Here is a 12,249-nt window from a genome sequence, read left to right as displayed (position 1 = left end):
ATCAGACAATAACGCCGGACTGCAACAGTGCAATTAACACTGTAAGCAATGGTACACTCACAAGCGTTGTCACCAGTATCACCGTGCTCACATACTCTGCAACGGTTAGCTCTCCGATCGTCTCATCACCAGCAAACTCGACAATAAGCACAAGCGGTGTGACTGCTGCAGGCATTGCCGTCTCAAGCACAAACACTCGTGCAACCGTTGGGTCTTCGAATCCAAGTACGACCGCAATCCCAACGCCAACGATCGGCGCAAGCCCCATCTTCAGCAGGGTCGGTTTCGTTGCACGCGAGAGTGCGGAGCCATAATCTGTATTTGCCAACTGTATTCCTAAAATAAGCAGCATTACCGGTATTGAGGAGTCACCAACAAGTTGCACTGCTTCCATTGCTGCTGCATCTGCGGGCGGGACAAGCCCACCTGCTCGTAAGAGCAGTGCAACAATCACAGCATACACAAGTGGAATTTTCAACACCCGTTTGATCCCTTCAAGCCCGCTTCCGCCGCCGCTTCGTGATGCGATATACACTCCAACAGTGTACACTAAGACTGCTTGCGCAGTGAGAAAGACAACCGCAGTCTGTCGGCCAACCGGTCCAAACGCAAAATCAGAGACCGGGATGCCGTAGTTTCCGGAGTTTGTGAATGCAATCACTAGAATCAGCGCACTTATCACCGGCTCCGTCTCACCCGTGAGTCGGCCGATCGCCTCACCGATTGCAACCATAATCACGGTGAATAATAACACGCCTGCGGCAATCCGAAGTAACGTTCCACCAGCGAGTTGCGTTACCGCGAGGCTATGAAATACAAGCGCCGGTGCAAGGACGTAGACAACAGCGGTGTTCAGTGGCCCTGGATCGATCGATTTTGTTCGACCGAGCACAAACCCTGCCGCAGCGATCGCAATAATCGGCAGGATTGCCTCTCCAAAGATTCCAAGCAGATCCAGATCCGTCATCTGCTGTCTCGAATCTCCGTATATTGGTCGTGAACCTCTTCATAAAGCGATCGGCCCAACTCAGTTTGTAATCGCGGCTCTGCGGTTACGAAGAACTCATCGAGGTGTGTAAACTCGACAAAGGCATTTCTTGTGTCCGAATCCGGATCATACCGACGCTCCGACTCATACACAAGCGCTTGCAGGCACATGTCGACCAGATCCATCTCTTTAACAAAGACTGATTCTGGCGTCTCACGAGCCTCATACTCCTCCCACAGTGACCGGATCTGGTCCGTTCCGAGCGGCGCTGTAAGCGAACCCACAGCAGCCCGCTCAAGTCGCTCTTTTGTTGCTTCAGAGACGGTCTCCGCAGTTGAGTCCGCCCGTGTTGGGAAATCACCGGTCTCTGCTTCTGCAAGATCATGGACGACCGCAAGCTGGAGCGCTCGACCAACAGAAAGCGTCTGGCCACGTGTTTCGAACTCCGCCGCCATCCGATCGCCATACACGAGGCAGAGAAACGACACGCCCCATGTGTGTGCAGCGACAGATTCTGGCTGTGAGACGCCTCTGAGCTGCCAGCCGGTTCGTATTTCGTCTTTCAACGATAGAATTTCGTGGAGTGTTGCTATCTCATCGGACACGATCGATTATTCAGTGGCTTCCACGAGCGCCCACTCAGTCTCCGAGACTGGAACGGTTACGCCACGACGAACCATCTCCGAGAGCACCTCATCTAATCGGTCCGGCTGTGCAATCTCCATTTCGATCCGATCGACATCGTGGAACTCAGCGAGATGGTGTCGAATGCCGTCTTTGGTGAACGTCTCAGCGTCGGCTTTTTCCATAACTCCTGCGATAAGATCGATCATATCCTCGATGAAGTTCCACGGGTAAACGACCCATGCCCACTCCTCAAGCTGCTCGCCGACGAAATCCGGTTCAAACTCGCTTGTCTGTAGCAGTTGGAGTGTCGCCGTTCGCACGTCGCCAGCATTTCGCTGCTCAACGTACTCCTGTGCTCGCTTGATCGAGCCGCCAGTGTCGGCAATATCATCGATGATGAGGACGTTCTTACCTTCGACAGAACCTTCGGGCATTGGATAGCGAATCTGTGGTTCGTCGGACTTCTGGGCGGTCCCAACGTAGTGTTCCATTTTCAGGCTAGTAAGGTCATCCAACCCGAGGAAATCGCAAATACATCGACCGGCAAACCAGCCGCCACGTGCAAGTGCAACGATGACGTCCGGTTCGAAATCATCGTCTTTGACTTGGACGCTCACATCGCGGCAGAGGCCATAGATGTACTCCCAGTTGGTGATGGTACAGTTGAAATTGTCCGGGAGATCGCTCATAACATCTCAGGATGGTTGCTTTCGGACTATAAGAGTTTACAGTTCAATTCGTGAATGTGTGAGCCACTACCACAATCGAAACGTACAGGATAGTAGAGACCATCAAGTAACAGTATGGTTTCTGTCGATGAGTTTTCACATGAGGTGCATATGCGGCGAGCGATCGAACTGGCAGAACAGGCTGTCGAACACGGGAACCGACCGTTTGGTACGGTGCTTGTCCACAATAATGAGATCATTATGGAGGAAGAAAACAGGGTCATCACTGAAAACGATATTCGCAGACATCCGGAACTGCATCTTGCCATGCGCGCATGCAACGAGCTGGATGAGTCTGTGCGCGCAGAGACAGTCATGTACACTAGCACCGAACCATGCCCAATGTGTGCAGGAGGGATTCGGTATGCCGGGTTGAACCGTATCTACTACAGCGTCGGGAGCGATGAAATAACGGAATTCACCGGCAGCTCGCCGATTACGGTCCGATCGGCTGCGATTCTCTCTGGAATTACAGATGTTATTGGGCCAGTGCTTAATGAAGAAGGAAGAGCGGTTCACGACTCATTTTACGGCTCGGATTGACCGTCAAAAGACACGTGTCTTTATGAATTGTCAAACAAGTACCAAACTATGAACACACGTCGCTTTGCACTTGTTGACGCATTCACTGAGACACCACTCTCTGGCAATGCTGCAGGCGTTGTCCCAGATGGATCTGGATTGTCCGACGAGCAGATGCAAGCGATTGCACGCGAACTTTCGGTTAGCGAGACTGCATTTTTCTTCCCCAGTGAGGATGCAGATCGAAAAATCCGATACTTCACACCGACACAAGAAGTTGACCTCTGTGGACACGCAACGGTTGCAACTCACGCACTGCTTGCAACAGATGACACGATCGAAACCGGCACACAGTCGCTTGAGACGAACGTCGGCGTGCTCTCAGTTGAGATTACCGCGTCCGGAATGGTCTGGATGACACAAGCTGAGCCCTCTGTTACTGCTGTTTCGATCGACTATGAGGCGCTTGCGGCTGCGCTTGGGATTGAGCAAGCGGCGCTCACCGACGTTGGTGAAGAACTTCCGATTGCGCGTGCATCTACCGGTCTCCCGTTTCTGATGGTCCCGGTTTCGTTTCTCCAACCGCTTGGAAATGCCGCCCCGGATATGGATGCCATCGCGTCGCTTTCGACGGAACATGATGTTGCAGGTGTCTACGCGTTTACCTTCGACACGCTCGATGCAGCATCGACACTCCACGCACGAATGTTTGCGCCAGCGTCCGGCGTTCCTGAAGACCCAGTTACTGGAACTGCAAGCGGTGCATGTGGCGCATATCTCGAATGGTACGGCGCACTTGATTCGTTCGTTGACCCGCTCCAGTTTGAACAAGGTCATTTCATAAACCGTGGTGGTCATGCACACGTTGACGTCCAAACGGATGAGACAACGGGGCTAACAACTGTCCGCGTTGGTGGACATGCAGTTACTGCTGCAGATGGAACGCTTACAATACCAGATATGTCGGAAGATGAGATAATCGAGGCGTAATCAGTAGCAGAGGTGATTTTCTGAATACTCACTCACACTTGAGTATACTTTTTTACACGCTTGCGCGGTCCGGAAACTTCTTTACCTGTCTGGTGGATCAATCGAATACGAAATGGCTGTACTTTGGCTTGACGACGTGCGTGCTGACGACATTGAGACAGTCGGCGGCAAGGCGGCGTCCCTTGGTGAACTTCTTGGTGCTGAGCTTCCAGTCCCGCCGGGATTCGTGGTGACTGCGGGAACGTATCGCCACTTCATTGAGAAAGCGGAGATCGACGAGGAACTCTTCGAAGCAATGGATATTGATACGGAGGACTCAGCCGCACTCGCGACAGCGGAGGAGACTGCCTACGATCTAATTATGGGAACTCCGCTTCCCGAGGAGGTACGTACTGAAATCCTTGAGGCGTATCGATCGATTGGCGATGATGAAGAGGCGTTTGTTGCAGTCCGATCGTCTGCAACTGCAGAGGATCTTCCGGACGCCTCTTTTGCAGGACAGCAGGAGACGTTTTTGAACGTAACCGAACAGAAACTCCTCCATCGTGTGAAGGAGTGTTGGGCATCGCTGTTCTCTCAGCGCGCAATCTACTACCGAAACCGACAGGGATTCCCACACCATGAGGTAGATATTGCGGTTGTTGTCCAGCAGATGGTTGACGCCGAAAAATCCGGAGTCATGTTTACCAGTCACCCATCCACCGGTGAGCCACGAATTATTATTGAGGCCGCATGGGGTCTTGGTGAGGCTGTTGTCTCTGGAACGGTCTCTCCAGATAACTATGTTGTCGATCGCGAGACAGCGACAATTGAGACCGCGACAATTGCTACCAAGAAAGTCAAGCTTGTTAAAGACCCACAAACGGGCGAAACAACCGAACTCGAAGTTGACGAGGAGCACAGAGACAAACAGGTGCTCTCTGATGGCGAGATCGAGAAACTCGTTGAACTTGGAGAAATCGTCGAAGCGCATTATGGGACACCACAAGATGTTGAGTGGGCAATCGTTGATGGTGACGTGTTCATGCTCCAATCCCGGCCGATAACGACGATCTCCGGAACGAAACAGATTGAAGATGCAACTGCCGACGATCGTGAATCTGCTGCCAAAGCTGGCTCCGAACTCGTTGCAAATGGTGGCTCACTCGGCGACTCGGATATCGAGGGGGAAGATGAGGATGGATCAGTACTCGTTCGCGGGCTCGGGTCAAGCCCAGGCCTCGTTTCTGGAACAGTTCGTGTTGTTACCAAACTCGACCACCTCGATCAGGTTGCAGACGGTGATGTAATTGTTACCGAGATGACGATGCCAGATATGGTTCCTGCGATGAAGCGTGCCGTTGCAATCGTCACTGATGAGGGCGGAATGACATCTCACGCAGCGATCGTCTCACGCGAACTCGGCGTTCCAGCAGTCGTTGGGACTGGAAGTGCGACAAGAGAGCTTCAAAACGGCCAAATAGTAACAATCGATGGCTCGAAAGGGACTGTTCTCTCAGGAGACCTGACAGACGGATCAGACAGCAAGAGCGATGCTGAATCCTCGGATGCTGTTTCACAGGAGTCGATTGATTCAGTCCGACCACAGACGCCTGTGAAACCGATGACCGCAACGGAAGTCAAAGTCAACGTCTCAATCCCGGAAGCCGCAGAGCGGGCCGCAGCAACCGGTGCTGACGGCGTCGGCCTGCTTCGCATCGAGCACATGGTTCTTTCGCTCGGGAAAACGCCTGAAACCTACATCAAAGACCATGGGGAACGAGGCTATCAAGATGAACTAATCAAAGGCATTCGGACCGTTGCGGATGCATTCTACCCACGGCCGGTTCGCGTCCGGACGATGGATGCACCGACAGATGAGTTCCGTGAACTAGCGGGTGGGGAGAGTGAGCCAACCGAACATAACCCAATGCTTGGCTATCGTGGTATCCGAAGAAGTCTTGATAAGCCTGATATCTTTGGCCAAGAGCTTGCTGCATTTAAACGGCTCTATGATATGGGCTATGATAATGTTGAACTCATGCTTCCGCTGGTCAACGATGCCGAAGACGTACTCCGTGCAAAGCAGCACATTGAGTCTGCGGGTATTGATCTCTCAAAACGTCGTTGGGGTGTGATGATCGAGACACCAGCAAGCGCACTCTGTATTGAGGAGATTGCACAGACCGGCATTGATTTTGCATCGTTCGGGACGAACGATCTAACACAGTACACGCTTGCTGTCGATCGTAACAACGAGAACGTCGCAGACCGATTTGACGAACTCCACCCTGCGGTTCTTGAACTGATTGCAAATACGATCGAAACGTGCAGGGAACTCGATGTTAATACGAGTATTTGTGGGCAAGCTGCCTCAAAACCAGCGATGGTTCGCTACCTCGTCGAGCAGGGTATTAGCTCACTATCGCCTAATATCGATGCAGTTCGGGATGTTCAACACGAAGTCAAGCGTGTTGAACAGAAACTCCTCTTAGATTCCGTTCGCTAACACAGCCAAAAGAGAACGGAACAGCTAATTTGTTGTTTCTGATATCGTGTGATGATGCAACCGCTTTGTAGGGATCATCCACAGCCGCAATCTTTCGATCGCGTGTTGTCCTCAATGTGTACGCGACCACATCCGGACGCAGTCGCTGCGGCAACCGAGTTTTTGACAACGAACCCTGGCGACCCAATGACATATCAGTCAATCGCAAAGATTGAGTCAAAGGCTGTCAACCTACTCGCCGATATTGTTGGTGAACCAACCGCAACGGGGTACATCACTAGCGGTGGTACTGAGTCGAACATTCAGGCGGTGCATGCAGCCAGAAACCGATCGGCTACCAAAACACCAAATATTGTCGCTCCAGAAAGTCTTCATTTTAGTTTCAACAAAGCAGCCACCGTCCTCAATGTTGAACTTCGTACCGTTCCAACAGACGAAGACCATCGGGCAGACCTCACAGCCGTCGAGAATGCGGTCGACGAAGATACGGTGTTGGTTGTTGGCGTTGCTGGTTCAACAGCGTACGGCCGTGTTGATCCAATTCCAGAACTAACCGATATTGCTCACCGTGTTGATGCAGTAATGCACGTTGACGCTGCATGGGGTGGGTTTGTGCTCCCGTTTACCGACCACGCATGGAGCTTTGCTGCTGGTATTGATTCATTGACGATCGATCCACACAAATTTGGGCAGGCAACAATCCCTGCTGGTGGGCTATTGGTCCGTGATCCATCGCTACTCGACGAACTCGCGATTGAGACACCGTATCTTGAATCACCAACGCAGGCAACCCTCACAGGTACACGAAGCGGCGCTGGCGTTGCTGGTGCCCTCGCAGCAATGGAGGCATTGTGGCCACACGGCTACAAAGAGACATATGAGCGAACCATGTATCTCGCAGAACGATTGGAAACCGAACTCTCTACTCGTGGATTTGAGACCGTCACACCACACCTTCCGCTCGTTGCTGCAGACATCCCGCGTGAGTTGTTTACGGCACTTCGATCGGAGGGCTGGCGAATAGCAACAACCGCTGATGGCACACTTCGAATTGTCTGTATGCCACACGTGACCCAGTCACTGTGTGAGTCGTTTCTTTCTGATCTCGACCGACTCCGTAGAGCTGGCAATTCGGCTTAGAACCAAAATTCGAACCGTGCGCCATCGTCATTCGTTACAACAACGTTCCAACCATGTGCTTCGGCAATGTCGGAGACGATTGCAAGGCCTAATCCGGTTCCGGAACGCTCGCTTGTCACTCCCCACTCGAACACAGAATCTATGAGTGACTCGTCAATACCGGGTCCATCATCGGCAACATAGAACCCCGAACGGTCTGTTTCTCGTAGTGTTCCGACGGTTACGGTGACTGTTTCTCCTCCGTGTGTTACTGCATTCGACAAGAGATTCTCAAAGAGCTGTTGAACCCGACTCGGATCACCCTCGATCGCTGGAAGCGTCTCAGTAGTAAACCGCTCTGATGGTACGCCAACTGTTTCTTTCGCGGCCTGTGCGATCGACTCTAAGGCGAGCGGCACCGGATCTTCGATCTGTTTGCCTTCTCGTGCGATTGTCAAGAGGTTCTCAACGAGCCTTTCGATCCGATCGAGCGCCTCTTGTGTTTGTGTTACAAACTGCTGTTGTTTTTGGGGGTCCGTTTCCATCTCAACTAAATCAAGGTAGCCTTGTGCAATGTTTAGCGGGTTCCGCAAATCGTGTGAGACGACGCTCGCAAATGCTTCCAGCCGCTCGTTTTGCCGCTCAAGCGCATTCTCTCTTGAGAGCAACTCTTCGTGATTGACCGCCGTGTCAAGGGCTGCTTTTGTTGTCGTTGATAAAATCTCTGCAAAGTGCTCGTCAACCGGGTCGAAACCATCAACGACCGGTGAACCAAATAAAAACACTCCGTGTTCTCCAAGCGGATACAAGAGCAGGGTTCGTACCTCTGGATCCTCTCGAGCCATTTCCGGCTCCGTCTGAATATCTGAATATCTTTCTGGTGTCTGTGACTCAAATGCAGACCCCGTTAACCCTTCTCCAACCGCAAATGTGAGTCGCTCGGCGGTCGTCTCATATAATTCATTCAATTCATCAGTGAGTAGAGTTGGCCGGAGAACGTCCGCCTCGTCATCGTGGATGAGAATCGTCGAAAACGGAGCATCGAGAACATCCCATGCTGCAGTGGTCGCAATATCGAGGGTTTCGTCGATTGACGATGCGGTAAGCAACTCACGCGTCGTCTGCTGTAACGCTGTAAGCGTTTTTTCGTATGCTTTCCGATCCGAAATGTCACGGATAACACCTACAGAGCCTGCAAAGTTACCACCAGTATCGGTGATTACTGCGAGGTTGTCTTCACAGATGAGCGTGTGACCATCTGCGTGAGTAACAGATAGCTCGACCGTTTTCCACTCCTTTTCATCGCTCTTGAGAATCTCTGTAATCGCAGCCGCTGCAGTTTTAATACTCTCCTCGGGCATGAACCGCTCCGGAAATGCACCGATAAGTTCGGACTCACTCCAGCCGATCGCAGCGGTCATTGCCCGGTTGACAGTCTGAATTTTACCATCAGCGTCCAAGACGTACATCGGATCCCCAATCGCTTCGACAAGCATCTCATACTGTTCAAGTCGCTTTTCGCGCTCTTTTTCGGGTGTTAAATCGGTGTAGATTGCAAACCACTCAGGAGGATCTGCATTGGGGATCCGAACGTTTCTGAGTCGAAAGTAGCGGACGCCGTCTGCAGTTTTTCGTGTGACAACGTCCTCAACCTGTTCGTTTGAACGAATACGATCGTTAAGCGTTGTAATATTAGACCGGGCTGTTTTCGGGACCAGGGTCTCATCAAATGACTGTCCAACGACATCATCTGCACCGTAGCCAAAGAGCGACTCAAATGCGGGGTTAACGGCTAAAATTATTGGCTCAGAATCAACAAAAGTGTATCTAACGATTGGGTCGGGAGCCTCTTGGAATAAAATACTCGTTTCGGAGGCAAAATCGGTACTGCTCATTGTACTCTCGTTATGTCACTGTTCCAATCGCTACCGGCAAACATTACTACACGGTAACAAGTACCAGATAATAAATCCCATGGCCCATCTGTGTCTGCCTGTTACGATTATGTCTGATCATTGCAGAACGAATCCGCGGGTTTTAGATGCGTCACGTAGCGTACGTATGCATACAAACCAATGAGCCACGATGATTTTCCAACGGATACACCAGCGGTGGTGACCTGTGGACTCCCGTACGCGAACGGTGATATCCACGTTGGCCACCTTCGGACGTATGTTGGTGGTGATGTCTACTCACGTGCACTTCGCCAGTTGGGCCAACAAACCGCGTTTGTTTCTGGTTCCGATATGCACGGTACACCGGTTGCGGTCAACGCCGACAAAGAAGGTGTCTCCCCGGAGGAGTTTGCACTGAGTTGGCACGAGAAGTACACCGAAATCTTCCCGAAATTTAACATCGATTTTGACAACTACGGACATACCCACGACGAGACAAACACCGACCTAACCAAATCGATTGTCAACGCGCTGGATGAGGCAGGCCACATCTACGAAAAAGAGATCATGGTAGCCTACGACCCAGTTGACGATCAGTATCTCCCCGATCGATACGTTGAGGGGACCTGTCCATACTGTGGCGAGCATGCTCGCGGTGATGAGTGTGATGAGGGATGCCAACGCCATCTTGAACCCGGAGAGATCAAAGAGCCAGTCTCTACGCTTTCAGGAAACCCTGCTGAGTATCGCAACCGAACACACAAGTTCTTCCGTGTGTCGGCGTTTTCCGACTATCTCTCCTCGTTCCTTGACAATCTTGAAGGAACCTCAAATGCCCGAAATCAACCACGCGAGTGGATCGAATCCGGACTCCAAGATTGGTGTATCACTCGTGACATGGATTGGGGAATCGACTATCCGGGCGAGAACGAAGACGAACTGGTGCTCTATGTCTGGGTTGATGCGCCGATCGAATACATCGCGTCCACACAACAATACACCGATCGAGTCGGTGAGGATGTCTACGATTGGGAGCGCACATGGAAGGACGACGGTGAGATCGTCCATATCATCGGCCGCGATATCATTCAGCATCACACGATCTTCTGGCCGGCAATGCTCGAAGGTGCAGGCTACAACACACCACGAGCGGTCATGGCATCCGGGTTTGTCACGCTTGGCGGCAAAGGCTTCTCGACGAGCCGAAACCGTGCAGTGTGGGCGAACGAATACATTGATGAAGGCTTCCACCCGGACCTCCTTCGGTACTATATCGCCACCAACGGCGGGTTCCAGCAGGACGTTGACTTCTCGTGGGAGAAGTTCCGCGATCGTGTGAACAACGAACTAGTTGGAACGGTTGGAAACTTCCTCTACCGATCGCTGTTGTTCGCGTACCGCAACTACGAGGGAACACCGGACGCATCCGTCTCACAAGCAGTTGAAGAGCGGATTGAGCAGGCGATCGACGATTTCACGGCCGGTGTGAACGACTATTCGATCCGTCATGCAGGCAACGCAGCAGTAGACCTTGCACGGTTCGGAAACGAGTACATCCAGCGCAATGAGCCGTGGAAACTCACCGACGAAGACCCAAATAAGGCGGCACAGGTTATTTTCGACTGTGTCCAGATCGCCAAAGCGATCGCTGTCCTCTTCTCCCCAATCGCACCCGATCGGTGTGACGAACTGTGGAGTCAGATCGGCGAAACTGGATCCGTCCATGATGTAACCGTTGACGCAGCACTTGAACCACCGCAAGCATCGTTCGATGAGCCGAGCGAACTGTTTGAGAAGATTCCTGACGAACGTGTTGAAGAGCTGAACGAGAAGCTCGATGCTCGTGTAAAAGAAGCAACCTCCGATGAGCCACCAGAGGAAACAGACGACGAGACAGAGATGACTGAAACCGACACCGACACCGAAACCGACATTGACATTGAACCGCTCGAAGATAATCGAATTAGCTTTGATGAGTTCCAAGCACTTGATCTCCGAATTGGTGAGATTATCTCTGCAGACGGTATTGAGGGTGCAGACAAACTCGCGAAGGTGACGGTTGACATCGGTGCAGAAACGCGCCAGATCGTCGCCGGGATCAAACAGCTACACGACCTTGACGAACTCGAAGGTACCCGTGTTGTGATCGTTGCAAATCTTGAAAAAGCAGAGCTGTTTGGCGTTGAGTCCAACGGAATGTTGCTTGCAGCCGGCGAACAAGCGGACATCTTGACGACACACGGCGATTCGGTTCCAGGCACTCGTGTACGGTAATTAATTCCGTTCGTACGACGGATTCCGAGCAACGTTCACCCCTTTGAGTTCCAACATCTCGATCGCATCCTGAAGATCCGCATCCGTCCGGGCGACCGTTGTGTTCTCTTCGGTTTCCATATCACGCTCGTATCTGATTGTCAGCTCTCTATCTTCGTGGGTGATCTGGACCAATGTAATATCTGCAAGCGGAATTTTTGCGCTGCTTCGGATCGATCGGTACAGAATCAGTGAGAGAACACCAACAACTCCTGCAACCATCAACAGCACTCCAAAGAACTCACCTGAGCGTACTGTTGAGGCCGCAGAGCTTGTGATAAGTATCCCTACGGAGTCATATAGTAGACGTACAAATGCGACTGGTGTGAAAATCAATAGTAACTGCTCCCATCGCGACGCATGTTTTAGCTTTGCTAGCTGTCCGCGGCTGTACGACTGGATGTCGCTGCTGAAGTGGAGGGCTCCGTTTGCGAGGCGGGCGTATCCGGTTTCGGTTCGAAAGCTCCACACACCGTGTGTGCTCACACAGTAGCTGTCCCTGTACAATCATATAATACTATTGGCAGGTTTGTTCGTCGGTTTCGTTCTGGATGAATATTCACTCGGTTTCGAGTGTTT

Annotated in this window: 10 protein-coding genes; 5 read left to right on the top strand and 5 right to left on the bottom strand. The window is 51.9% G+C overall.

The window, feature by feature from the left end; all coding sequences use genetic code 11:
- Nucleotide 1: 1 nt before the first annotated feature.
- Genes AArcSt2_RS00940 through AArcSt2_RS00930 form a run of 3 tightly spaced genes read right to left on the bottom strand, consistent with a single transcriptional unit; the run spans nucleotide 2 to nucleotide 2,304 of the window.
- Complete coding sequence (locus tag AArcSt2_RS00940) at nucleotides 2–967, bottom strand: AEC family transporter (protein ID WP_250582301.1); 966 nt, start codon at nucleotides 965–967, stop codon at nucleotides 2–4.
- On the bottom strand, nucleotides 964–1,593 hold the full coding sequence (locus AArcSt2_RS00935; protein ID WP_250582299.1) for an HD domain-containing protein: 630 nt from the start codon (nucleotides 1,591–1,593) through the stop codon (nucleotides 964–966). The genes AArcSt2_RS00940 and AArcSt2_RS00935 overlap by 4 nt, the downstream gene beginning before the upstream one ends.
- A gap of 6 nt (nucleotides 1,594–1,599) precedes the next feature.
- The gene (locus AArcSt2_RS00930) at nucleotides 1,600–2,304 is read right to left on the bottom strand and encodes a phosphoribosyltransferase (RefSeq protein ID WP_174652958.1); all 705 of its coding nucleotides are present in this window, start codon (nucleotides 2,302–2,304) and stop codon (nucleotides 1,600–1,602) included.
- A 114-nt stretch (nucleotides 2,305–2,418) separates the two neighbouring features.
- Between AArcSt2_RS00930 and AArcSt2_RS00925 the strand changes: the two genes are divergently transcribed.
- The 4 genes from AArcSt2_RS00925 (at nucleotide 2,419) to mfnA (ending at nucleotide 7,483) form a co-directional block, all read left to right on the top strand.
- Nucleotides 2,419–2,886 (top strand): nucleoside deaminase, encoded by a 468-nt coding sequence (locus AArcSt2_RS00925; protein ID WP_174652959.1) that lies wholly within the window; start codon nucleotides 2,419–2,421, stop codon nucleotides 2,884–2,886.
- A gap of 48 nt (nucleotides 2,887–2,934) precedes the next feature.
- The gene (locus AArcSt2_RS00920; RefSeq protein WP_250582297.1) at nucleotides 2,935–3,855 is read left to right on the top strand and encodes a PhzF family phenazine biosynthesis protein; all 921 of its coding nucleotides are present in this window, start codon (nucleotides 2,935–2,937) and stop codon (nucleotides 3,853–3,855) included.
- A 112-nt stretch (nucleotides 3,856–3,967) separates the two neighbouring features.
- The gene (ppsA, locus tag AArcSt2_RS00915; RefSeq protein WP_250582295.1) at nucleotides 3,968–6,343 is read left to right on the top strand and encodes a phosphoenolpyruvate synthase; all 2,376 of its coding nucleotides are present in this window, start codon (nucleotides 3,968–3,970) and stop codon (nucleotides 6,341–6,343) included.
- 51 nt (nucleotides 6,344–6,394) lie between these two features.
- Nucleotides 6,395–7,483 carry a tyrosine decarboxylase MfnA gene (gene mfnA, locus AArcSt2_RS00910; RefSeq protein WP_425493633.1) on the top strand — a complete coding sequence of 363 codons (1,089 nt, stop codon included), beginning with the start codon at nucleotides 6,395–6,397 and terminating at the stop codon, nucleotides 7,481–7,483.
- Here mfnA and AArcSt2_RS00905 read toward each other — a convergent pair.
- Nucleotides 7,480–9,357, bottom strand: coding sequence for a PAS domain-containing sensor histidine kinase (locus AArcSt2_RS00905; RefSeq protein WP_250582293.1), 1,878 nt, complete (start codon nucleotides 9,355–9,357; stop codon nucleotides 7,480–7,482). The two genes, mfnA and AArcSt2_RS00905, sit on opposite strands and share 4 nt — an antisense overlap.
- Before the next feature lie 180 nt (nucleotides 9,358–9,537).
- On the opposite strand from AArcSt2_RS00905, the gene metG reads away from it, so the two are divergent.
- Nucleotides 9,538–11,631: a methionine--tRNA ligase gene (gene metG / locus AArcSt2_RS00900; RefSeq protein WP_250582291.1), complete on the top strand. Its 2,094-nt coding sequence runs from the start codon at nucleotides 9,538–9,540 to the stop codon at nucleotides 11,629–11,631.
- Here metG and AArcSt2_RS00895 read toward each other — a convergent pair whose 3' ends face one another.
- The gene (locus AArcSt2_RS00895) at nucleotides 11,632–12,156 is read right to left on the bottom strand and encodes a hypothetical protein (protein ID WP_250582289.1); all 525 of its coding nucleotides are present in this window, start codon (nucleotides 12,154–12,156) and stop codon (nucleotides 11,632–11,634) included.
- Between the last annotated feature and the right edge of the window lie 93 nt (nucleotides 12,157–12,249).

It is taken from the genome of Natronocalculus amylovorans (assembly GCF_023638035.1).
In the GTDB taxonomy this organism is placed as follows: domain Archaea; phylum Halobacteriota; class Halobacteria; order Halobacteriales; family Haloferacaceae; genus Natronocalculus; species Natronocalculus amylovorans.
This window is presented reverse-complemented; position numbering and strand designations above follow the sequence as displayed.